The sequence below is a fragment of the Streptomyces monashensis genome (assembly GCF_001866665.1).
In the GTDB taxonomy this organism is placed as follows: Bacteria; Actinomycetota; Actinomycetes; order Streptomycetales; family Streptomycetaceae; genus Streptomyces; species Streptomyces monashensis.
The window spans coordinates 22,294-44,777 of record NZ_MLYO01000033.1 but is presented as its reverse complement, the minus strand read 5'-3'; the positions used below and the strand labels follow the sequence as shown (position 1 = coordinate 44,777).

Here is a 22,484-nt window from a genome sequence, read left to right as displayed (position 1 = left end):
GGCAGGTGGCCCGCAGTGCCCAGGACGACGGACGGGGACGGGACGCCCGTCCCGCAGCGGCTGCTGGCCGCCGCCACCCGGCTCTTCGCCGAGCAGGGCTACGACCGCACCTCGGTGCAGGAGATCGTGGAGGCGGCGGGCGTCACCAAGGGGGCGCTGTACCACTACTTCGGCTCCAAGGACGACCTCCTGCACGAGGTGTACGCGCGCGTGCTGCGCCTCCAGATGGAGCGGCTCGACCACTTCGCCGACATGGCCGCACCCGTCGAGCAGCGGCTGCGCGGCGCCGCGGCGGACGTGGTCGTCACGACGATCGAGAACCTCGACGACGCGATGATCTTCTTCCGCTCGATGCACCATCTGAGCCCGGAGAAGAGCAAGCAGGTCCGCGCCGAGCGCAGGCGCTACCACGAACGGTTCCGCGCGCTGATCGAGGAGGGCCAGAAGGAGGGCGTCTTCTCCACGGCGACCCCGGCCGACCTGGTCGTGGACTACCACTTCGGCTCGGTCCACCACCTGTCGACCTGGTACCGCCCGAACGGCCCGCTCACCCCGCAGCAGGTCGCCGACCACCTGGCGGACCTGCTGCTGCGGGCGCTGCGGCCGTAGCGGCGCAGGCGTGAGCAGCGCACGGGTAAGGGGCGTCCGCCCGGCGGACGCCCCTTACCCGTGCTCCTTTGCGGGTACTTCTACAGGTACTTCTTCAACTCCCGCCGCGCCAGGGACCGCTGGTGCACCTCGTCCGGGCCGTCCGCCAGCATCAGGGTGCGGGCGCTGGCGTACAGCTCGGCCAGCGGGAAGTCCTGGCTCACGCCGCCCGCGCCGTGCAGCTGGATCGCCCGGTCCAGGATGCCGACCACCGCGCGCGGGGTGGCGATCTTGATGGCCTGGATCTCCGTGTGGGCACCCTTGTTGCCGACGGTGTCCATCAGCCAGGCCGTCTTCAGCACCAGCAGCCGCAGCTGCTCCACCGTCACCCGGGCGTCGGCGATCCAGTTCTGGACGACCCCCTGCTGGGCCAGCGCCTTGCCGAACGCCGTACGGGACACCGCCCGGCGGCACATCAGCTCGATCGCCCGCTCGGCCATGCCGATCAGCCGCATGCAGTGGTGGATCCGGCCGGGGCCGAGCCGGGCCTGGGCGATGGCGAAGCCGCCGCCCTCCTCGCCGATCAGGTTCGTGACCGGCACGCGCGCGTGGTCGAAGACGACCTCCGCGTGGCCGCCGTGCGAGTGGTCCTCGTAGCCGAAGACCTGCATCGCGCGTCGGACGGTCACACCCGGGGTGTCGCGCGGGACCAGGACCATCGACTGCTGGCGGCGGATGTCGGCGCCGTCCGGGTCCGTCTTGCCCATCACGATGAAGATCCTGCAGTCCGGGTTCATCGCCCCGGAGATGTACCACTTGCGGCCGGTGATGACGTAGTCGTCGCCGTCCCGCTCGATATGGGTGGTGATGTTGGTGGCGTCGGACGAGGCCACCTCCGGCTCGGTCATCGCGAACGCCGAGCGGATCTCGCCCGCCAGCAGCGGCTCCAGCCACTGCTTCTTCTGCCGCTCGTCGGCGAACTGCGCCAGCACCTCCATGTTGCCGGTGTCCGGCGCGGCGCAGTTCGTCGCGGTGGGCGCGAGGTGCGGGGAGCGGCCGGTGATCTCGGCCAGCGGCGCGTACTGGAGGTTCGTCAGGCCCGCGCCGTACTCGGCGTCCGGGAGGAACAGGTTCCACAGGCCCTGCCTGCGGGCCTCGGCCTTCAGCTCGCCGACCACGGCCGGGGTGTCCCAGGGCGAGACGAGAGCGGCCCGCTGCTCCTCGGCGACGGCCTCGGCGGGGTAGACGTACTCGTCCATGAAGGCGAGCAGCTTGGCGCGCAGTTCCTCGGTGCGCGCGTCGAACGCGAAGTCCATCTCTGGATCAGCCTTCCTGAAGAGTGGTCAGTCCGTGGTCGATGAAGACGGGCACGAGGTCGCCGATCCGGTCGAAGCCGCGCCCGACCGTCTGGCCGAGCGTGTACCGGTAGTGGATGCCCTCCAGGATCACGGCGAGCTTGAACCAGGCGAACGCCGTGTACCAGGAGACGGCGGACACGTCCCGCCCCGAGCGCGCGGCGTACCGCTCGACGAGCTCCTCGGGGGAGGGGTGCCCGACGGCCGTGGCGGTCGTGGAGATGGGGGAGTCCGGCAGCTCCAGCGGCCGGCTGTACATCACCAGCAGGCCCAGGTCGGTCAGTGGGTCGCCGAGCGTGGACATCTCCCAGTCGAGGATCGCCCTGATCCGGTCGTCGTCGCCGATGAGGACGTTGTCCAGGCGGTAGTCGCCGTGCACGACGGCCGGGGCGGGGGAGACGGGCAGGGAGCGGCCGAGGGCCGCGTGCAGCTCGTCGATGCCGGGCAGGTCACGGTTGCGGGAGGCGTCCAACTGCTTGCCCCAGCGGCGCAGCTGGCGGTCCAGGAAGCCCTCGGGGCGGCCGAAGTCGGCGAGGCCCACCTCGGCGGGGTCCACCGCGTGCAGCTCGACCAGCGTGTCCACCAGGGACAGCAGCGCGTTGCGGGTGCGCTCGGCGCCCAGCGGGGCGAGCTGCTCCGCCGTGCGGTACGGGGTGCCCTCGACGAACTCCATGACGTAGAACGGCGCCCCGAGCACCTCTTCGTCCTCGCACAGCAACACGGGGCGGGGGACCGGCACCCGCGTCGGGTGCAGGGCGCTGATCACCCGGTGTTCGCGCTTCATGTCGTGCGCGGTGGCCAGCACATGGCCGAGCGGGGGCCGCCGGACGACCCACCGCGCGGTGCCGTCGGAGACCGCGTAGGTGAGGTTCGACCGGCCGCCCTCGATCAGCCGGCCGGTCAGCGGGCCGGTGACGAGACCCGGGCGCTCGCGGTCGAGCAGGGCGCGCAGCCGGTCCAGGTCGAGTCCGGGCGGGTGGTCGGCGCTCATACATCACTCCTACGAACGGGTGAACATGTCCCGTTCATGATGCCGACCGGTCGGTATGTCGTCCAGTGTGTGCGCCGAAGACAAGCCCGAACGTGACCGGAGCCACGATAGGCCGACGGCTCCCCGGCGTGCCGCCCGAAGGGCCGTCGGCCCTGGTGCCGCCCGGGTCAGTGGTCGTCCCAGTGGTCCCCGTGCTCGGCGTGCCGGTGCCCGTCGTGCAGATAGTCGACGTGGTCGCCGTGACGTACCTGCGCGTGCCCGCACTCGTCGTGGTGCACGTGCTCATGGCCCTGGTGCGGGGCGTGCCCGGCCGGCTCGCACTCGTCCCAGTGGCCCTCGTGCTCACGGTGCAGATGTCCGTCGTGCGCGAAGTCCGTGTGGTCGCCGTGCGGCACGGCGCTGTGTCCGCAGCCCGGACCGTGGCGGTGCGTGCCGTGCTCGGTGTGTTCCTGGTGAAGGGCGGTCATGGTGCTCACCTTCGGCGGCGGGATCTCGCCCCGGCTGGGGCGTCGTGGCGGGGTTGCGACGCCGCACAGGCTACGCGCGCACGGTAAATATCCGGTCATATCGGGCGCGTGGCGCAGCTCGGGCCGGCAGGATCGCCGCGGACACCACCAGGGCACGTACAGCACCGCCGCCGTCGCAGGCCGCGTGCGCTCCGGCTGCGGCCCCGGGTCCCGCCCGGCCGTGCCCACCTCCCCCGTCCGGCCGGCACCACGACGGCCGTGACGACGGCCGCCACCGCCACGACTGGGCTCGGCGGTGCCGGGAACCGGGACGCGGGCAGATCCCCGCTCGGATGCGGCAGGAACTGGCCCGCCGCGAACCCGCCGCCGATCCGTGTGAGCTCACCTGCCGGAACGGAACGCCCGAAGCCGCTCGTACGCCGCCCGCCCGTCCGGCACCCACGCCCACTCGGCGAGCCGCCGCCCGACCTCCTCGTCGGACAGGAAGCCGTGCCACTCGACCTCCTCGGCCTGCGGGCGCACGGGCAGCTCGCAGCGCACCTCGTACACCGCCGACCACCAGCTGTTCCCGGCCCCGTCGTCGTACAGGAACTTGAACAGGAACTCCGGCTGCGGCAGTCCGCTCACCCCCAGCTCCTCCTCGGCCTCCCGCAGTGCCGCCTCGTCGTAGGACTCGCCCGCGCCGACGACCCCGCCGACGAAGACGTCGTACAGCGAGGGGAAGACCAGCTTGGTGGCCGTGCGCCGGTGCACGAAGAGCCGGCCGGCCGCGTCCCGGACCTCGATGAACGCACACCGGTGGCGCAGGCCCCGGGCGTAGGCCTCGCCGCGCGGGTACTGGCCGATGACCTGGTCGTTCTCGTCGACGATGTCGAGGATTTCGTCCGCGGGGTTCACGTCAGCAGGGTTCATGCCCTCATCCAAGCAGGACCCTCCGACAGTCCCGTTCAGCGGCGCTGGAGGTCGCGGGCCGGCGGTTCCGCCTCCGCCGTGCCGCACGGCAGCGCCGGATGCAGCCCGAGCAGCACGATGCCCGCCACCACGGCCGCGAGGCCCGCCGCCTCCCAGGCCAGCGCCCCGGTGTCGGTGCGCAGCCGGTCGCCCAGGAAGCCCACCCCGCACAGGATCCCGGCCAGCGGTTCGGCGGCGGTGAGCGCGGGCAGCGACATGCGCAGCGGAGCCGTCTCGAACGCGCTCTGCACCAGGACCAGCCCGGTGACCCCGCACACCAGCACGCCGTACGGCTGCCAGCCGGTGAGCAGTGCGGGGAAGCCGCCGGCGGCGAAGCGGGTGCCGCTGACCCGGGTCAGCGCGTCCTGCACGCCGTACAGCAGGCCGGCCGCCGTGGCCAGCAGGACCGGTCCCCAGCTGAGCCGGGAACGCTTGCCGTACGTCGTGAGCACCAGGGCAGCGCCGACCGTCAGGCCGATGATCAGCCAGTGCCGCAGTGGATCGGTGACGGCATGGCCGGCGCGCGGTTCACCCGCCGTGATGAACGCGCTCACCCCGCCCGCGAGCAGCAGCAGACCCGCCCAGCCCTGCCGGCCCAGGGGCTGTTTCGTCTGGTACCGGGAGAGGGCGAGCGCGAACAGCAGGTTGGTCGCGAGCAGCGGTTCCACCAGGGAGATCTCGCCCTCGCCGAGGGCGATCGCGCCCAGCACCATGCCGGACACCATCAGGGTGAGCCCGCCCAGCCAGCGCGGCACCCGCATCAGGTCGAGCAGCAGCCGGAACGACAGGAAGTCGCCGAGCGGTGCCTTCTGAGCGGCGTTCTGCTGGAGCACGAAACCGAAGCCCAGACAGCAGGCCGCGCTCACGGCGACAAGGAGAACCAGAACGGACACGCTGCGTACCTCGATCATCGGGCCGGACCACGGGCGTGCAAGGGCCGACTGTAGCGTCCCGGGGGCGGTCTTGACCCGGAAGCGCCCGCACCCGGAGCAGTCGGCGGGCGGTCGGCTCGCCATGTTCCGCGGCCCCGTCCGTCCGCGCCATGGCGTACGCCACAGCCGCTCGCCGACCGCCCCGTCCGCCGCGGGATCCACCTGCTCGGAGTTCCCCAAGTTCCGCTTGGAAAGCGGAAGTTGAAGCTCGTAACACCGTGTTCCGCTTGACGCGACCCTTGGGTGAGGGTTTGCTGTGCGTGATCGGCCGATGGCAGCCCGAGAAACAGGAAGTTCCGCGGTGCCCCCTCCTCCCCCTCTGCTCGGCGCGGGCCGGGCCCCCACGGACCAGTCCGGCGACCCCACCCCGGACGACTCCGCCCCGGGCGCCGCGGGGGCCTACGACGACGCCCTGGACGACAGCGAACTGCTCACCGCGCGCGCCGCGTTGGCCCAGGGCCGCCGGCAGGCCGCCCGCTCCCTGCTGCTCCACACGGGCGACGACTGGGACCGCCGGGGCCACCGCCTCACCGTGCTCGCCGGCGAGCCGTACGCCGTCGCCTGGGCCCGGGACTGGCAGCTCGCCGAGCCCGAGTCCGCCGACGCCGCAGCGCTGACCGCCCTCGCCCAGGTCCACCGCGCCCTGCGCGGCAAGGAGGACCCCGACCGGGCCCGCGAGGCCTGCGCCGCGGCCGCCGCGCTCGCCCCCGCCGACCCCACCCCCTGGCTCGGCCTGCTCCGGCTGGCCCGCACCCTCGGCCCGGAGCGCGAGGTGCTCGGCGTCTTCGCCGAACTGCGCCGCCGCCACCCCGAGCACCACCACGCCCACCACCTGCTCCTCGCCCGGCTTGCCGAACGGCCCGCGGGCGGCCGGGGCGCCGAGGCCCACGAGGTGTACGACCTGGCCGAGCTGGCCGCAGCCAGGGCCCCGGCCGACTCGCCGCTCGCCGTCCTGCCGGTCGTCGCCTACGCCGAGCGCTACCGGGTCCTCGCCGCCACCGGCCTGGCCCCCGCCGACCCGGCCGCCTCCGGGCACTGGTCCGGCCCCCGGGCCCGCCGGATCCTCCGCGCCTGCTTCGACTGGTGGCTGGAGTGGGAGCACGACGAACACCCCCGACGCCACGTCGACCTCAACCACCTCGCCTTCGCGCTGTCCTGCGCCGGCCGCCCCGCCGAGGCGGCGGCCCTGTTCCAGCGCATCGGCCGGCACGCCACCCGGGCGCCCTGGTCCTACGCGCACCGCGACCCGCGCGCCTCCTTCCGCGAGGCCCGCGCCCTCGCGCTGAACGGCACGGTGCGCTGAACGGCACGGTGCGCTGAACCGCACGGGCCGCTGAGCCGTACGGCTCTCCGAGACGTACGTAAGAAGTGATTACGGAAGTCTGACCGGTGACCCGATTCCCTGGCTCCCCACAGCCCCGAGTGCTCGAATGAAAACGTGAACTCTGAACAATCCGAGGAACGGCACGGCGAGTGGGGCGGCACGCCCGTCGGCCGCCGTGTCTTCCTCGGCACCCTCGGCCTGGGCGCGCTCGGCGTGGTCGCCGCGCCCACGCTCCAGCGCGGCATGGAGGGCTTCCTCGGCACCGTCGCCGGCAAGGACCCCACGGGCCTGACCGGTCTGCTGCCCAACGGCGGGGGCTTCCGCTACTACTCGGTCGCCGCGTCGGTGCCCGACAGGACGGCCGCGGACTACCGGCTGACGATCGACGGCCTGGTGGACCGCCCGCGCACCTACACGCTGCCCGACCTGCGCGCGCTGCCGCAGACCCGGCTGGTCAAGGACGTCCAGTGCGTCACCGGCTGGCGGGTGCCGGGCACCCCCTTCGAGGGCGTCCGCCTCGCCGACCTGCTGGACACGGCGGGGGTCCGCGCCGCCGCGAAGGCGATCCGCTTCACCTGCTTCGACGGCACCTACACCGAGAGCCTCACCCTCGACCAGGCCCGCCGCCCGGACGTCCTGGTCGCGCTGCGCATGCAGGACAAGGACATCGGCCACGACCACGGCGGCCCGGTCCGCCTCTACGTCGCCCCGATGTACTTCTACAAGTCCGCCAAGTGGCTCTCCGGCATCACGGTCACCGACCATGTCCAGCCCGGCTACTGGGAGCACCTCGGCTACGACGTCGACGCCTGGGTCGGCAAGTCGAACGGACGGACCGATGCCCCTACGAGCTGACACCCCCGCCCCACCTGACGCCCGGGTCCACCGCTTCACCCCGGCCGAACGCTGGGTGCACCGCGTCACGGCAGCCCTGATGGGCGTGTGCGTGGTGACGGCGGCGATCCTCTACATCCCGCAGCTGGCGATCCTGGTCGGCCGCAGGGAACTGGTCGTCCGGGTCCACGAGTGCGCGGGCCTCGCCCTGCCGGTGCCGGTCCTGCTCGGCCTCGCCTCCCGCGCCTTCCGCGCCGACCTGCGCTTCCTCAACCGCTTCGGCCCGCACGACCGGATGTGGCTGCGCGCCGCGCTGCTGCGCGACAAGCGCCGGTCCTCCCGCCCGGCCGGCAAGTTCAACGCCGGCCAGAAGGTCTACGCCGCCTGGATCGCCGGCGCCACGCTGGTCATGCTCGGCACCGGGCTGCTGATGTGGTTCACCCACCTCGCCCCGCTGATGTGGCGCACCTCGGCGACCTTCGTCCACGACTGGCTGGCCCTGACGATCGGCGTGGTCCTGGCGGGCCATATCGGCATGGCCCTGGGCGACCCGGAGGCGCGACGCGGTCTGCGCACGGGAACGGTGAGCCGGGAGTGGGCGAAGCGGGAACACCCGCTGTGGCGGGGCTAGGTGTACTCGGCCAAGAGGTTGGTGACTCGCGTCGGCAGTTGATCAAGAGAAGACCTCCGGGCGTAGTGGAGATGCCTGTCTTCACGACAACCGGAGGCACACGCTGATGCCCGGCTGACCTTCCACGGCAGATGTCTTCCGGTGCGCCGTGTCGTGCACGATCTGCGTCCGGTGGCACACGTGGCCAAGGAGCTGGGAGTGTCGCGCCAGTGCGCGCACCGATGGGTGGCGCGTTACCGGGCCGAGGGATGGGACGGCCTGCACGACCGATCCAGCCGGCCCCGCACCTGCCCTTCGTGCCATGCATCGCGTGGTGGTCCCGGTGCGGCCGGTGCAGTCGACGTTCGAACTCGGCTGCGCCGTCGAGGTCTTCGGCACGAAGCGGCCGGACGTACCGCAGCACTACGATTTCGGGACGCGCACGGAGACACCCGGCCACGTGCCGACCACGGCCGGGTACGCGATGTCCGTGTCGCAGGGCCTGCCGGCACTCGAGGCCGCGGACACCGTGATCATCCCGGGCTGGCTGCCGGTGGAGGAGCCGCTCTCCGATCACGTGCGCCGGGCGCTGCTGCGGGCGCACGCGCGCGGGGTGCGGCTGGTCACGATCTGCTCCGGGGTGTTCGCGCCGGCCCGCACCGGGCTGCTGGACGGCCGCTCGGCCACCAGCCGCTGGGCGCGGGCCGAGCAGCTGCACCGTGAGTTCCCCCGGGTGCGGGTGGAACCGGACAGGCTCTACGTGGCTCACGGTGACGTCGCCACCAGCGCCGGCGCGGGCGCCGGGTTCGACCTGTGCCTGCATCTGGTCCGGAACGATCACGGCGCCGCGTACTCCGCCCTGCTCGCGCGCCACATGGTGCTGCCGCCGGACCGCGAGGGCGACCAGGCGCGGCACACGCCGCTTCCACCGCCCGGGGACGCGCTGAGCGGCCTGCTCGGGTGGGCCGACGAGCGCCTGGAGACACCGCTGTCGGTGAACGACCTGGCCGCGTACCTCGGCGTCTCACCCCGCACCCTGGCCCGCCGCTTCGCCGACCAACTCGGCACGAGCCCGGGTGCGTGGCTGCTCTCCCGACGGGTGGCCGCGGCACGCACCCTGCCGGAGGAGACGGACCTGCCGGTCGAGGCGATCGCGGCCCGCGTCGGCCTCACCTCCGCGGTCAACCTGCGCCGCCGCTTCCGCGCCCGGACAGGCACGACCCCGGGCGCCTACCGGCGAGCTTTCCGGGTCCCCTGAACGGCCGGACACCCCCTGCCCGCTCAGAACTCCAGCAGCACCTTGCAGGACCGGTTCCGGTCGGCGGCCAGCTCGAAGGCGGTGACGGCGTCCCGCACCGGAACCACGCGGCTGATCAGCCCGTCGAACTCGCCCCGCGCGGCCAGCAGGTGCAGGGCGTCGTCGAACTCGGCGCCGAAGCGGAACGAGCCCCGCAGCTCGATCTCCCGGCTCACCAGCAGGTTCCCGGCGAACGGGCTCCGGCCCGGCGGCAGCATTCCGAGCTGGACGACCACGCCCCCGCGCCGGACGTGCCGCAGACAGGTGTCCAGTCCGGCCGCGACCCCCGACGCCTCGACGGCCGCGTCCGCCGCGTGCGCCTCGTCCGGCCATCCGGCGTCGTCCGGGTCGTCGGCCCGCACGAGCGTGTCGGCTCCGGCGACGGCCGCGTACCGCAGCGCCTCGGGCAGCAGGTCGGTCACCGTCACCCGCGCCGCGCCGGCCGCCTTCGCCGCCGCGACCACCAGGCACCCGATCGGCCCCGCCCCGGTCACCAGCACATGCCGACCCGTGACGTCCCCGGCCCGCCGCACCGCGTGCAGCGCGACCGCCAACGGCTCCGCGAGCGCGGCCCGGCGCAGCCCGAGCCCGTCCGGAAGCTCCCTCAACTGCTCGGCGGGTACGACCACGTGGGCCGCGAACCCGCCCTGCACATGCGGAAGGCGGGCCGCGCTGCCCAGGTACCGGGTGTCCCGACAGACGCCCGCCCGCCCGTCCGCGCACTCCGGGCAGCGCCCGCACGGGGTGGCGGGGTGCACGGCGACCGCCGTGCCCGGCGCGGGCCCCGTGGCCCCGGCGCCATAGGAGACCACGGTGCCCACCACCTCGTGCCCGAGCACCATCGGCTCCCGGAGCCGGAAGTCACCGACCCCGCCGCGGCGCCAGTAGTGCAGATCGGAGCCGCAGATGCCGCCGTAGCGGACGGCGATCCGTGCCTCGCCGGGCCCGGGTTCGGGCACCGGCAGCTCCGCGACCCGCAGGTCGCCCGCGCCGTGGATCACGCAACCCAGCATCTCCGTGGCCCCTCTCAGAGCACGCTCGTCATGCCGCCGTCGACGTACAGGATCTGCCCGCTCACGAAGTCGGCCGCGTGCGAGGCCAGGAAGAGCACCCCGCCCACCAGGTCCTCCGTGCGGCCCCAGCGGCCGGCCGGGGTGCGCCGGCGCACCCACGCGCCGAACTCCTCGTCGTCCACCAGGGGCCGGGTCAGCTCGGTCTCGATGTAGCCCGGGCCGAGCCCGTTGACCTGGACGCCGCTGGGCCCCCATTCCGCGCACATGCCCTTGGTGAGCATCTTCAGCGCGCCCTTGGTCGCCGCGTACGGCGCGATGCCGGGGCGGACGACCTCGCTCTGCAGCGAACAGATGTTGATGATCTTGCCGTGGCCGCGCTCCGTCATCCGCCGGGCGGCCTCGCGTCCGACGAGGAACGCGCTGGTGAGGTTGGTGTCCAGGATCCGGTGCCAGTCGGCGTCCGCGAACTCCAGCAAGGGAGCGCGCAGTTGTATGCCCGCGTTGTTGACCAGGATGTCGAGCGGGCCCACCCGCTCCTCGACGTCCGCGATCCCGGCGGCCACGGAGGTGCCGTCGGTCACGTCGAACACCGCCGTGTGGATCCGGTCCCGGTCCCCGGGCAGCTCCGCCGCCGCGCGCGTGAGGCGGCCGGCGTCGCGCCCGTTGAGGACGACCGTGCAGCCGGCCTCGGCCAGGCCCCGCGCGAGGGCGAGACCGATGCCGCGGCCGGCACCGGTGACCAGGGCCGTACGGCCGCTGATGTCGAAGAGCGGGTGAGCCGTCATCGCCGTACCCCTAGATGATCAGTGAGAGCAGCAGGACCAGGCCGCCGGCCACCACCGAGAGGATCGTCTCCATGGCCGACCAGGTCTTGACGGTCTGCCCGACGTCCAGCCCGAAGTACTCCTTCACCAGCCAGAAGCCGGCGTCGTTGACATGGCTGAAGAAGAGCGAGCCGGCGCCGATGGCGAGGACCAGCAGGGCGGTGTGGGTGGTCGACATGCCGGCCGCCAGCGGAGCCGCGAGCCCCGCCGCCGACACGGTCGCGACCGTCGCCGAACCCGTCGCCAGCCGGATCACGACCGCGATCAGCCAGGCCAGCAGGAGCGCCGGGATCGACCAGTTCCTGGAGATGTCCAGGATCATCTGGCCCACCCCGGAGTCGATCAGCGTCTGCTTGAAGCCGCCGCCCGCACCGACGATCAGCAGGATGCCGGCGATCGGCATCAGGCCCTTCTCGACCGTCTGCTGGAGCCGGTCCTTGCCGAACCCGGCGGGCCGGCCCAGCGTGAAGAATCCGACGATCACGGCGGCCAGCAGGGCGATGAGCGGGGAGCCGACGACGTCGAAGACCCGCTGGGTGTGGTCGGCCGGATCGTCCACGACGATGTCCACCAGCGCCTTGGCCAGCATCAGCACGACGGGCAGCAGCACGGTGGCGAGCGTCGCGCCGAAGCCGGGGCGGTTCTCCAGCTCCTCCGAGGGGCGCTGCGGCAGCATCCGGTCGGGCGCCTGGACGTCCACCCAGCGGGCCGCGACCCTCGAGAACAGCGGACCGGCGATGATCACCGTCGGGATCGCGACCACGATGCCCAGCGCCAGGGTCACGCCCAGGTTGGCCTTGACCGCGTCGATCGCGACCAGCGGGCCGGGGTGCGGCGGGATCAGGCCGTGCATCACGGACAGACCGGCCAGCGCCGGGATGCCGATGCGCATCAGGGAGTAGTTGCCGCGCTTGGCGACCATCAGCACGACCGGGATCAGCAGCACGATGCCGATCTCGAAGAACAGCGGCAGACCGACCACGGAGGCGATCAGCACCATCGCCCACGGCATCGCCCGCCCTCCCGCCCTGGCGAGGATCGTGTCGACGATCTGGTCGGCGCCGCCCGAGTCGGCCAGCAGCTTGCCCAGGATCGCCCCGAGCGCGATCAGGACACCCACACCGGCCACCGTGGAGCCGAGCCCGGTGGTGAAGCTGGTGATCGTCTTGTCGAGCGGCGCCCCGGCGGTGGCCCCGAGCGCCAGCGACCCGACGGTCAGCGCCAGGAAGGCGTGGAGCTTGAACTTGGTGATGAGCAGGACGATCACGGCGATGCCCACCAGGACGGCGATGCCCAGCTGGGCGTGTCCGGCGGAGGTGATCGGCGGAGGCGCGTCCGCTGCCAGCATCTCGACGCTGAGTCTGGTCACGGGGGTTCCCTTGCGGTTACGGGGACTTGTCGGGGGTGTCCCGCCGGGGCGGGGGTCATTCGGATGCGGGGGCCACGCGAAGGCGTGGGTAACGCGGGCGTCACGCGGCGGCGGGGAGGGCGGCCAGCGCCCGCACGGCGCGCTCGGTGATCTCCTCCGGGCCGCCGCTGACGTCCACGGCGACACCGGCCTCGTCCGGCTCCAGGGGCTGGAGCGTGGCGAACTGGGAGTCCAGCAGCGCGGTCGGCATGAAGTGGCCCCGGCGGTGGCCCATCCGGTCCTCGATCAGCTTCCGGTCGCCCGTGAGGTGCACGAACACGATCCCGGGAGCGGCGGCCCGAAGCCGGTCGCGGTACGACCGCTTCAGCGCCGAGCTGCTGACCACACCGCCCAGTCCGGCCCGCCCGTGCGCCCAGTGCCCGATGGCGTCCAGCCACGGCCACCGGTCGGCGTCGTCCAGCGGGGTCCCGGCCGACATCTTGGCGATGTTGGCCGGCGGATGGAAGTCGTCGCCCTCGGCGTACGGAACGCCCAGCCGCGCGGCGAGCAAGGGACCGATGGTGGTCTTGCCCGTCCCCGCGACGCCCATCACGACGACGACCTGGGGGGTACGCATTACTGCCTCGCTGTCTTCCTCGACATCCGACGCCACATCGGCGTCGCCACACTGAAACTCATTAGGTACGACGAATTCAAGAGTGTGTGACATATAAGTCTGACTTTTTCCCTCGGTGATGCAGGCCGTACGCTGAGTGCATGAGCACACCGGGCCGGGGGTTGCACGGCCATGTACTGGACTCCCTCGGACCCGCCATCACCGGGGGCGAGTACCCCCCGGGCAGCGTCCTGCGGACGGACGAACTCGCCCAGCACTTCGAGGTGTCGCGCTCCGTGATGCGCGAGGCGGTCCGCGTGCTCGAATCGATGCACCTGGTCGAGTCCCGCCGCAGGGTGGGCGTCATCGTCCGCCCCAAGTGCGAGTGGAACGTCTACGACCCGCAGGTCATCCGCTGGCGCCTCGCGGGCGCCGACCGCCCCCACCAACTGCGCTCGCTGACCGTGCTGCGCTCCGCGGTCGAACCCGTCGCCGCGGGCCTCGCCGCGCGGCACGCGACGGCCGGGCAGTGCGCCGAACTCACCGAGTGCGCGCTCGGCATGGTGGCCAACTCACGCGGCCACCAGCTGGAGGGGTACCTGATCCACGACATGGCCTTCCACCGCGTGATCCTCACGGCCTCGGGCAACGAGATGTTCGCCCGCCTCGGCGACGTCGTCGCGGAGGTGCTGGCCGGGCGCACGCATCACGAGGTCATGTTCGAGGACCCCGACCCGGCGGCCGTCACCCTGCACGTGCAGGTCGCGGAGGCGGTCCGCGAGGGCGACGCGGCCCGCGCGGAGGAACTGACCCGGCAGATCACCGTGGGCGCCCTCCAGGAACTGGACATCCTGGCGCCCTAGGGGGTGTCGTTTGGATCATGCCGGCGTCGCGGGGCCTGGCACGCACATCTGCGGCGTTGTCGTCACTCGCCGACTCCCCCACGCTCGGCTTCGCTCGCGCGGGAGGGGCCCCCTCCGCGTCGACTCCCTCCTCCGCCTTGCAACTGCACGCACCAGGCCCCGCTCGGGTCGGCCGGTCCGCACTGTTCGTCACGGCCGGCCTGATCCAAACGACACCCCCTAGCCGGGCAGTTCGGCTCAGTCCAGGAACTCCCCGTCGACGTACACCCACGCCCCGCCGACCCGCTCGAAGCGGCTGCGCTCGTGCAGCGAACCGCCCCGGTAGGAGGCGCGGAACGTCACCGTGCCCGTCGCGTGGAACGCGGACCCGTCGGTGCTGTCCACGATCTCCAGCCCCGTCCACCGCATCCGCGGGTCCAGCTCCAGCCGCTCCGGCCGGGTCCGGGGATGCCAGGTGCGCAGCAGATACCCCGCGTCCCCCTTGACGAACGCGCTGTACCGCGACCGCATCAGCGCCTCGGCCGTCGGCGCGCCGACGGTCCCGCGGTGGAAGCGGCCACAGCAGTCGTCGTAGGTCCCGGGAAGTCCGCAGGGGCAGGCGCGCGAGGTCATGGGCCCTATTCTGCCCGGCCGAGGAGAGGCGGCCGCCGCGGCTCGGGTGCACAGTGGAAGAGCGACGCGCGGTGCAGGGAGGCGAGGCGGACGATGACCGATTCCATGCGGGGAGGTCCCCCGGCCGTCAAGGAGTGGCGGCTGAACCTGTATCTGTCCGAGCACGACCCGGACACCACGGCCCGGATCGTGTTGGACACCGGGGACAACGTTCTGGAGAGCCGCGCGGAGGCCCGCCGCAGCCCGTACGACCCCGAGGTGCCGGAGATCGGCGACGAACTCGCCGCCGGGCGGGCACTGATCGCCATGGGCCGGATCCTGCTGCGCGCCGCCGACGGGGACATGAAGGACATCGGCGCGGCCGACATCGAGGGTCCGTCGCCGCTGTGGATGGACCGGGAATGGGAGTGAGGCCGCTCAGCGCCCCTTGCGCAGGAACCTCCGCAGCTTCGTCAGCGGCCATGTGTTGATCACGTCGTCGCGGGTGAGCCAGCCCCGCTGGGCGGTGCCGACGCCGTAGCGCAACGCGGCGAGATGCGGGACGGCGTGCGCGTCGGTGTTCACGGCGAACCGCACCCCGTGCTCACGGGCGCGCAGGATGTCCTCGTCCCGCAGGTCCAGCCGGTCCGGCTGGGCGTTGACCTCCAGCGCGGTGCCGGTGCGCGCGCACGCCGCGAACACCTCGTCCCAGTCGGCTTCCACCCCGGGCCTACGGCCGAGCAGCCGGGTCGTGGGGTGCCCGAGGATGTTCACGTGACGGTTCTCGACGGCCCGCACCAGCCGCTTCGTCATCGCCCCGCGGCCCAGGTCGAAGTGCGAGTGCAGCGAGGCCACGCAGAGGTCGAAGCCCGCGAGGAAGTCGTCCGGCCAGTCCACCGTGCCGTCCGGGCCGATGTTCAGCTCCGCGCCGTGCAGCAGCCGCATCTTCCCCCGGCCACCGTCCAGTTCCCGCACCCGCTCCCGCTGGGCGAGGATCTTCTCGTCGGTCATGCGCTGCATGGACAGGCCGGGCGCGTGATCGGTGACCGCGTAGTACGCGTAGCCGCGCGCCGCGGCGGCCGCCACCATCTCCTCCAGCGGGGCCAGCCCGTCGGTGAGGTCGGTGTGGGTGTGCAGGTCACCGCGGATGTCCTTCTCGGTCACCACCTCGGGCAGCTCGCCGTGCAGGGCGGCCTCGATCTCCCCGCGGTCCTCCCGCAGCGTCGGCGGGATCCAGGGCAGCCCCAGCCGGGCGTACACCTCCTCCTCGGTACGGGAGGCCAGCGACTCACCGCTCTCCGCGTCGAACAGTCCGTACTCGGACAGCTTCAGCCCCTGGTGCACGGCGATGGTCCGGGTGCGGATGTTGTGGGCCTTGGAACCCGTGAAGTACTGCAGCGCGGCGCCCCACGACTCCGGCGGCACCACCCGCAGGTCCACCTGGAGCCCCTTCGCGGTGCGCACCGACGTCTTCTTCGTCCCCCGCGCGATCACCTCGGCCGTGGCGGGCACGTCGCACAGCGCCGCCATGAACGGCTCCGACCGCTTCGCCGCGACCAGGACGTCCAGGTCGCCGACGGTCTCGCGCATCCGGCGCAGCGAACCGGCGTACGCGCAGCGCCTGCACCCGGTCACCCCGGACAGCTCGGCGACGATCTCCTCGGCCGTCTCCAGGGCCAGCGACAGCGGGACCCGGGCCCCCGCCTGCTGGAGCAGCTCGATGCCGTGCCGGATGTTGTCCTGCGTCTTCTCGCCGAACCCCTTCAGATCCGCCAGCGCGTCCGCCTCGATCGCCGACGCCAGCTCGCTCACCGACGCGATGTGCAGGTCCTCGTAGAGCCGCAGCGCCTTCTTGGGGCCGAGGCCCGGGATCGCGGTCAGCTCCCGGACCCCGGCGGGGATCTTCGCCCGGCGCTCCTCGACCACGGCCATCTTCCCCGTGCGCAGGTACTCGGCGACCTTCTCGGCGATCGACCGGCCCACGTTCGGGATCTCCCGCAGACCGGCGGGGTCCAGCGTGGCGATGTCCGCCGGATACCCGCCGATGGCACGCGCGGCCTTCTCGTAGGCGCGCGCCTTGAAGGCGTCGCCTCCCGTGATCGCGATGAGGTCCGCGTACTCCCGCAGGAGCGCCTCGACCTCCTCGTTGGGCCGGGCCACCCCTCAAGTCTAGGGAGCGATCCCCGGTACCGGCAGCGGGGGCAGCTTCGCCCCGTACACCCACGCCTCGAACAGCCCGGCCGTCGGCGCGTCCGTGAAGCGGGCCACGTGCTCGGCGAACGAGGCCGTCGTCACCGTGCCGCTGCGGTGCAGCCGCACCCAGTCGCGCAGCATCCGGAAGAACGCCTCGTCGCCCAGCGCGCAGCGCACCGCGTGCACGGTCAGACCGCCGCGCTCGTAGACCCGGTCGTCGAACAGCGACCGGCGCCCCGGATCGGCCAGCCGCAGATCCTGCGGCAGCGTGGCGAGCAACTGGTGGGCCGTGGCGGCCAGTTGCTGGGCGCTGCGGCCGCCCGAACGCTCGGACCACAGCCATTCCGCGTACTTGGCGAAGCCCTCGTTCAGCCAGATGTGCCGCCAGTCCGCGACGGACACGCAGTTGCCGAACCACTGGTGCGCCAGCTCGTGCGCCACCAGCCGCTCCGAACCCCGGGCGCCGTCCACGTGGTTGGCGCCGAACAGCGACAACCCCTGTGCCTCGACGGGCACATCGAGCTCCTCCTCGGTCACCGCGACCGCGTACTCGTCGAACGGGTACGGCCCGAACAGCTCCTGGAACAGCTCCATCATCGCGGGCTGCCGCGCGAAGTCCCGGGAGAACTCCGGGAGCAGACGCGCCGGGATGTGCCCGTGCTGCGGCACCCCGCCCGGACCCGGATCGCCCAGCAGCACCGTCTGGAACGTGCCGATCGCGAGGCCGACGAGATAGCTGGACGTGGGCGCGGACTGCTCGTACACCCACGTGGTCGTGGACGCCCTCGTCGTCCGGGTCAGCAGCCGCCCGCCCGCGACCACCGCGTACGCCGACGGCGTCGTCACCGAGATCTGGTACGACGCCTTGTCGGCGGGCCGGTCGTTGCACGGGTACCAGGACGGCGCCCCGGTCGGCTGGCTCGCCACCAGTGCCCCGTCCGCCAGCTCCTCCCAGCCGATCCCGCCCCAGGGGCTGTTCACCGGCTTCGGGTTGCCGGACCAGTGCACCTCGACGGTGAACGCGGCCCCGGCCCGGATCGCCTTGGCGGGCTTGATCCGCAGCCGGCCGCCGCGGTGCGTCCAGTGCGGCTGGCGGCCGTCCACCCGGAGTCGGCCGATCCTGAAGTCGGCCAGGTTGAGCTGGAACTCGGCCAGCGCCGCCCGGCCCGCGATGGCGTTGATCCGGGCCGTGCCGGCCAGCCGGTTGGGGCCGGGCCGGTAGTCCAGCGCCAGCTCGTAGCGATGCACCCGGTACCGTGCGTCACCGTTGTCGGGAAAGTACGGGTCCGGGCCGGCCGACTGCTGAACTGCCACTGCTGTGTCCGCTCCCTGCGCTGTGCCACCACTCCGCTCCGCCGGCGCACCGCTCACCGACGCCGGCAGGCCCGCGGTCACGGACGCCATGCCTCGATCGGGTTGCCGAGCCAGCGGGTGTCGTCCGGGACGGACTCCGCGGCCATGACGAGCGACGCGGGACCCAGGGTCGTACGGGCCCCGACCGTGCTGCCGGGCAGCACGATCCCGCCAGGACCCAGCGTGGCGCCCTCACGGAGAACCACAGTATCCGTCCGCAAGATCCGGTCATGGAAGAGGTGGGTCTGGAGCACACAGCCGCGATTGACGGTGGCGGCGTCCTCCAGCGTCACCAGGTCCGCCTCCGGCAGCCAGTAGCTCTCCACCCACACACCCCGGCCGATGCGCGCCCCGAGCCCGCGCAGCCACGCCGTCATCACCGGCGTCCCCGGCACGGAACCGGCCAGCCACGGCACCGCCAGCACCTCGACGAACGTGTCCGCCAGCTCGTCGCGCCACACGAAGGAGCTCCACAGCGGATGCTCACCGGTGCGGTGCCGCCCCACCAGCGCCCACTTCGCGACGACCGACACGAGCGCCGCGACGCCACCGGCCACCAGCAGCACCACGCCCGACAGCGCCCACGCCCACACACCGAGCGCGCACAGCGCCACCACCGTCGCCGCGGCCAGCGCCGCCGAACACAGCACCGGCACGAACCGGCACAGCTCCACCAGAGCCCGCGCCCACAGCAGCCGGGCCGGCGGCTCGTACGTACGGCTCTGGTCCCCGTCGGCGGCGCTGCGCGGCAGCTTCACCGGCGGCAGCCCCAGATACGAGGTGCCCTTCTTCGCCTTCTTCGGCGTCGCCGACAGCACCCCGACCAGACCGCCGTCCGGCACACTGCGCCCCGGCGCCGTCATCCCCGAGTTCCCGAGGAACGCCCGCCGCCCGATCTCCGCGCGCCCGATCCGCACCCAGCCGCCGCCCAGCTCGTACGGCGCGGTCAGCGTGTCGTCGGCGAGGAACGCCCCGTCGCCGACGGTGGTCAGGCTCGGCAGCGCCAGCACGGTCGACACCTCGGCGCCCCGCCCGATCCGCATCCCGAGCATGCGCAGCCACACCGGCGTGACCAGCCCGGCGTACAGCGGGAACAGCGTCTCGCGCGCGCGGTCCATCAGCTGTGTCACGGTCCACGCCTGCCAGCCGATCCGGCTGTGCGTCGGATGCGTGCCCTCGCGCAGGCCGAGGCTCAGCGCCCGTACGGCGACCAGGATCAGCAGCGCGTACGCCAGCCCGTAGGCCAGCGTGGCCGGCACCAGGGCCTGCGCGGCCCCGCGCAGAGCCCGGCCCGCGGAGTCGCCCGGCGCCACGAACAGCCCGGCGACCAGCAGCGCGGCCACGCCCGCGACCAGCGGCAGCGCGCTCAGCGCGAGCCCGGTCAGCCCGTACATCACCCGCCAGTACGTGCCCCGCTGCGGGCGCTCCTTCGGCCAGTTGCGCTTGGCCTTGCCCAGCTTCACCGCGGGCGCGCCCGCCCAGCGCTGGCCGGTCGGGACCTGCCGGCCGACCGCCGAGCCGGGCGCCACCTCGGCGCGCTTGCCGACGCGGGCGCCCGGGAAGAGCATGCTGCGGGTGCCGACGGTGGCGTGCGCGCCCACCCTGACCGCGCCGACCTCCAGCCGGTCGCCGTCCAGCCAGTACCCGGACAGGTCGACCTCGGACTCCACGGCCGCGCCCCGGCCCAGCCTGAGCATGCCCGTCACCGGCGGCAGCGAGTGCAGGTCCACGTCCGGCCCGATCCTGGCGCCCAGCGCCCGCGCGTACCGCTCCAGCCAGGAGCCGGTCAGCGTGGTCGCCCCGCTGCATTCGGCCAGCCGCTCGGCCGCCCACAGCCGCAGATGCACGCTCCCGCCGCGCGGATACCGCCCGGGTACGAGCCCGCGCAGCAGCAGCCGCGCCCCGCCCGCGGCGAGCGCGATCCGGCCGGGCGGGGTGAAGAACAGCAGCCCGCCGACGGCGAGGAGCCACCAGGGGGCGGTCGGCAGCCAGGCGTACCCGGGCAGCACGTTGCCGACGGCGGCTAGGACGAGCGTCCAGCGCAGCCCGAGCAGCGTGAACAGCGGAAGGAGCAGCAGCACCTGGACGACCTGGGCGCGGACGGGCACCGGAGCCACGGTCCGCTCGGCGCCGTCGTCCTCGCCCGACTGCTCCAGCCGCCGGGCCAGCTTGCGCAGGGTGGGCTGCTGGTAGATGTCGAGGACGGCGGCGCTCGGGTAGCGGGTGCGCAGCCGGGTGGTGAGCTGGGCGGCGGCGAGGCTGCCGCCGCCGATCGCGAAGAAGTCGTCGGCGGCGCCGGTCACCGGGATGCCCAGCACCTCGGTCCACTGCTCGGCGAGCCAGGCCTCGGTGCCGTACAGATCCGCCTTGGGCGTCTCGACGCCCTCCAGCGGCCACGGCAGCGCGTTCCGGTCCACCTTCCCGGACGTCCGGGTCGGCAGCTCAGCGACGGGCGCGAGCAGCGGTACGAGCGCGGCGGGCAGCTCGGCCCGCAGCTTCTCGACGGCGGCCGCGTGGTCCCAGCCGTCCTGCGTGACGACGTACCCGACGAGCAGCTGATTGCCGCTGCGGGCGGTGCGCACGGCGGCGGCGGCCCCCGCGACGCCCGGCAGCGCCTGGAGCGCGGCATCCACCTCGCCCAGCTCGATCCGCCGCCCGCCGAGCTTGATCTGCTCGTCCGCCCGCCCGAGGAAGACCAGCCCCTCGGACTCGGCCTTGACCAGGTCCCCGCTCCGGTAGGCCCGCTCCCAGCCCAGCGACTGAAGCGGCGCGTACTTCTCCGCGTCCTTCTCGGCGTCGAGATAGCGCGCGAGCCCGACCCCGCCGATCACGAGCTGCCCGCTGTCGCCCATGGCCACGGGCTCACCGCCGTCGTCGACGACGGCCAGCTCCCAGCCGTTCAGCGGCAGCCCGATCCGGATCGGCTCCTCGCCGGTCAGCAGGGCGGCACAGGCCACGACTGTCGCCTCGGTCGGCCCGTAGGTGTTCCACACCTCGCGCCCCTCGGTGACCAGCCGCTGCGCCAGCTCGGGCGGGCACGCCTCACCGCCGAAGATCAGCAGCCGTACGTCGTTCAGGGTCTCGGGCTCCCACAGCGCGGCCAGCGTCGGCACCGTGGACACGACCGTGATCTCCTGCTCGACCAGCCACGGACCCAGATCGGCACCGCTCCTGACCTGCGACCGGGGCACCGGCACCAGACAGGCGCCGTACCGCCAGGCCAGCCACATCTCCTCGCAGGAGGCGTCGAAGGCGACGGACAGCCCCGCCATCACCCGGTCCCCGGGCCCGATCGGCTCCTCGGTGAGGAACAGGGCCGCCTCGGCGTCCACGAACGCGGCGGCGCTGCGGTGCGAGACGGCGACGCCCTTGGGCCTACCGGTCGACCCGGAGGTGAAGATGATCCACGCGTCGTGCCCGGTCCCGGGCCGCGCGGCAGCGGAGCCGCCGGCGCCGCCCTGCACGCTGACGGCGCACCCGGCCCCGACGACCGCCCGTACGTCCGCCTCCCCGAACACCAACTCGGCCCGCTCGTCCGGGTCCTCGGCATCGACGGGGACGTAGGCGGCACCGGCGGCGAGCACGGCGAGGATCGCGACGTACAGCTCGTTGGTCCCCGACGGCACCCGCACGCCGACCCGGTCCCCGAGCCCGACCCCGGCCTCGGCCAGCCGCCGCCGCACCCGCTCGACCTCACCGGCCAGCGCCCGGTAGCTGAGACACGTCGTACCGTCGTCCAGCGCGGGCTCGTCCGGGTGGGCCCGCACGGTCGCGTCGAAGACGTCCACCAGCGTGCGCGGCGACCCGGCGGGCCCGGCCGAGAAGCGGGCCCGGTCGCCGAACTCCGTGCGGATCTCTTCGTCGAGCAGGCCGAGAGCACTGCTCTCGTCTATGGCTGCCATCGGGTCCTCACGTCGGTCCGGCCGAAGTCACAAACCGAAGATTTTACTCCGACGCTAGGAGCCGCCTCCGGTTCCGGCCACTCGGGAGGGCCGTACCGGTGGGCGGGACGACGTCGGTCCGAGGCCGCTGAGCTGGGACTCCTCACGCCGCACGAGACATGTCCCACACACCGCCAAGGAGCGGACAATCAGGGGCAGTTGGGGCGCCGACCGGTGCGCGGACCCGCTCAGGGGCATGCGAAAGGGCCCCTGATCGACAGAGGCCCTCACTGTGGTGTCCGAGGGGGGACTTGAACCCCCACGCCCGATAAAGGGCACTAGCACCTCAAGCTAGCGCGTCTGCCATTCCGCCACCCGGACAAGGTGTCTGTCGTGCGAAGGATCCCTTTCGGCGGGGTTTCCCTCGCGGCGACGAAGGAAACATTACCAGGC

Annotated in this window: 20 protein-coding genes, 1 tRNA gene and 1 pseudogene; 8 read left to right on the top strand and 14 right to left on the bottom strand. The window is 73.0% G+C overall.

Going from position 1 to position 22,484, the window contains the following annotated elements:
* The first annotated feature begins 15 nt into the window (after positions 1-15).
* A complete protein-coding gene (locus tag BIV23_RS19930) occupies positions 16-609 on the top strand; it encodes a TetR/AcrR family transcriptional regulator (protein WP_071375821.1) in 594 nt (197 codons plus the stop codon).
* An 80-nt stretch (positions 610-689) separates the two neighbouring features.
* Here BIV23_RS19930 and BIV23_RS19925 read toward each other — a convergent pair whose 3' ends face one another.
* The 5 genes from BIV23_RS19925 to BIV23_RS19905 all read right to left on the bottom strand — a co-directional run bounded on the left by BIV23_RS19925 (position 690) and on the right by BIV23_RS19905 (position 5,263).
* On the bottom strand, positions 690-1,904 hold the full coding sequence (locus BIV23_RS19925) for an acyl-CoA dehydrogenase family protein (RefSeq protein WP_071382256.1): 1,215 nt from the start codon (positions 1,902-1,904) through the stop codon (positions 690-692).
* 7 nt (positions 1,905-1,911) lie between these two features.
* The gene (locus BIV23_RS19920) at positions 1,912-2,934 is read right to left on the bottom strand and encodes a phosphotransferase family protein (protein WP_071382255.1); all 1,023 of its coding nucleotides are present in this window, start codon (positions 2,932-2,934) and stop codon (positions 1,912-1,914) included.
* Between the two features lie 167 nt (positions 2,935-3,101).
* Positions 3,102-3,401 (bottom strand): hypothetical protein, encoded by a 300-nt coding sequence (locus tag BIV23_RS19915; protein WP_071382254.1) that lies wholly within the window; start codon positions 3,399-3,401, stop codon positions 3,102-3,104.
* A 381-nt stretch (positions 3,402-3,782) separates the two neighbouring features.
* Positions 3,783-4,298 (bottom strand): NUDIX domain-containing protein, encoded by a 516-nt coding sequence (locus tag BIV23_RS19910; protein ID WP_071382253.1) that lies wholly within the window; start codon positions 4,296-4,298, stop codon positions 3,783-3,785.
* A gap of 50 nt (positions 4,299-4,348) precedes the next feature.
* Positions 4,349-5,263, bottom strand: coding sequence for a DMT family transporter (locus tag BIV23_RS19905; protein WP_177239967.1), 915 nt, complete (start codon positions 5,261-5,263; stop codon positions 4,349-4,351).
* Positions 5,264-5,585: 322 nt separating this feature from the next.
* On the opposite strand from BIV23_RS19905, the gene BIV23_RS19900 reads away from it, so the two are divergent.
* From BIV23_RS19900 to BIV23_RS19885, 5 genes and pseudogenes are all read left to right on the top strand, one after another.
* Positions 5,586-6,587 (top strand): hypothetical protein, encoded by a 1,002-nt coding sequence (locus BIV23_RS19900; protein ID WP_071382252.1) that lies wholly within the window; start codon positions 5,586-5,588, stop codon positions 6,585-6,587.
* Positions 6,588-6,722: 135 nt separating this feature from the next.
* Positions 6,723-7,463: a molybdopterin-dependent oxidoreductase gene (locus BIV23_RS19895; protein WP_071382251.1), complete on the top strand. Its 741-nt coding sequence runs from the start codon at positions 6,723-6,725 to the stop codon at positions 7,461-7,463.
* The gene (locus BIV23_RS19890) at positions 7,447-8,073 is read left to right on the top strand and encodes a cytochrome b/b6 domain-containing protein (RefSeq protein WP_071382250.1); all 627 of its coding nucleotides are present in this window, start codon (positions 7,447-7,449) and stop codon (positions 8,071-8,073) included. The genes BIV23_RS19895 and BIV23_RS19890 overlap by 17 nt, the downstream gene beginning before the upstream one ends.
* A 75-nt stretch (positions 8,074-8,148) precedes the next feature.
* A pseudogene (locus BIV23_RS46445) lies at positions 8,149-8,367 on the top strand (leucine zipper domain-containing protein); the annotation flags it as partial.
* A 7-nt stretch (positions 8,368-8,374) separates the two neighbouring features.
* Positions 8,375-9,310, top strand: coding sequence for a GlxA family transcriptional regulator (locus BIV23_RS19885; protein WP_071382249.1), 936 nt, complete (start codon positions 8,375-8,377; stop codon positions 9,308-9,310).
* 23 nt (positions 9,311-9,333) lie between these two features.
* Here the strand turns inward: BIV23_RS19885 and BIV23_RS19880 are convergent, their stop codons facing one another.
* The 4 genes from BIV23_RS19880 to BIV23_RS19865 form a co-directional block, all read right to left on the bottom strand.
* Complete coding sequence (locus BIV23_RS19880; RefSeq protein WP_071382248.1) at positions 9,334-10,362, bottom strand: L-idonate 5-dehydrogenase; 1,029 nt, start codon at positions 10,360-10,362, stop codon at positions 9,334-9,336.
* A 14-nt stretch (positions 10,363-10,376) separates the two neighbouring features.
* A complete protein-coding gene (locus BIV23_RS19875) occupies positions 10,377-11,147 on the bottom strand; it encodes an SDR family oxidoreductase (RefSeq protein WP_071382247.1) in 771 nt (256 codons plus the stop codon).
* Positions 11,148-11,157: 10 nt separating this feature from the next.
* Positions 11,158-12,555, bottom strand: coding sequence for a GntT/GntP/DsdX family permease (locus BIV23_RS19870; RefSeq protein ID WP_071382246.1), 1,398 nt, complete (start codon positions 12,553-12,555; stop codon positions 11,158-11,160).
* A gap of 100 nt (positions 12,556-12,655) precedes the next feature.
* Entirely contained in the window at positions 12,656-13,171 is a 516-nt protein-coding gene (locus tag BIV23_RS19865) for a gluconokinase (RefSeq protein WP_071382245.1), read from the bottom strand.
* A 140-nt stretch (positions 13,172-13,311) separates the two neighbouring features.
* On the opposite strand from BIV23_RS19865, the gene BIV23_RS19860 reads away from it, so the two are divergent.
* A complete protein-coding gene (locus tag BIV23_RS19860; protein WP_071382244.1) occupies positions 13,312-14,013 on the top strand; it encodes a FadR/GntR family transcriptional regulator in 702 nt (233 codons plus the stop codon).
* Between the two features lie 237 nt (positions 14,014-14,250).
* Here BIV23_RS19860 and BIV23_RS19855 read toward each other — a convergent pair whose 3' ends face one another.
* Positions 14,251-14,625: a YchJ family protein gene (locus BIV23_RS19855; protein WP_071382243.1), complete on the bottom strand. Its 375-nt coding sequence runs from the start codon at positions 14,623-14,625 to the stop codon at positions 14,251-14,253.
* A 93-nt stretch (positions 14,626-14,718) separates the two neighbouring features.
* On the opposite strand from BIV23_RS19855, the gene BIV23_RS19850 reads away from it, so the two are divergent.
* On the top strand, positions 14,719-15,036 hold the full coding sequence (locus tag BIV23_RS19850; RefSeq protein WP_071382242.1) for a dsRBD fold-containing protein: 318 nt from the start codon (positions 14,719-14,721) through the stop codon (positions 15,034-15,036).
* Between the two features lie 6 nt (positions 15,037-15,042).
* Here BIV23_RS19850 and polX read toward each other — a convergent pair whose 3' ends face one another.
* From polX to BIV23_RS19830, 4 genes are all read right to left on the bottom strand, one after another.
* Positions 15,043-16,764: a DNA polymerase/3'-5' exonuclease PolX gene (gene polX, locus BIV23_RS19845; protein WP_071382241.1), complete on the bottom strand. Its 1,722-nt coding sequence runs from the start codon at positions 16,762-16,764 to the stop codon at positions 15,043-15,045.
* Positions 16,765-16,773: 9 nt separating this feature from the next.
* A complete protein-coding gene (locus BIV23_RS19840) occupies positions 16,774-18,111 on the bottom strand; it encodes a M1 family metallopeptidase (protein ID WP_071382240.1) in 1,338 nt (445 codons plus the stop codon).
* A 77-nt stretch (positions 18,112-18,188) separates the two neighbouring features.
* Positions 18,189-22,052 carry a Pls/PosA family non-ribosomal peptide synthetase gene (locus BIV23_RS19835; protein WP_071382239.1) on the bottom strand — a complete coding sequence of 1,288 codons (3,864 nt, stop codon included), beginning with the start codon at positions 22,050-22,052 and terminating at the stop codon, positions 18,189-18,191.
* A 272-nt stretch (positions 22,053-22,324) separates the two neighbouring features.
* Positions 22,325-22,412: transfer RNA gene (locus BIV23_RS19830), tRNA-Leu, on the bottom strand.
* Positions 22,413-22,484 lie beyond the last annotated feature (72 nt).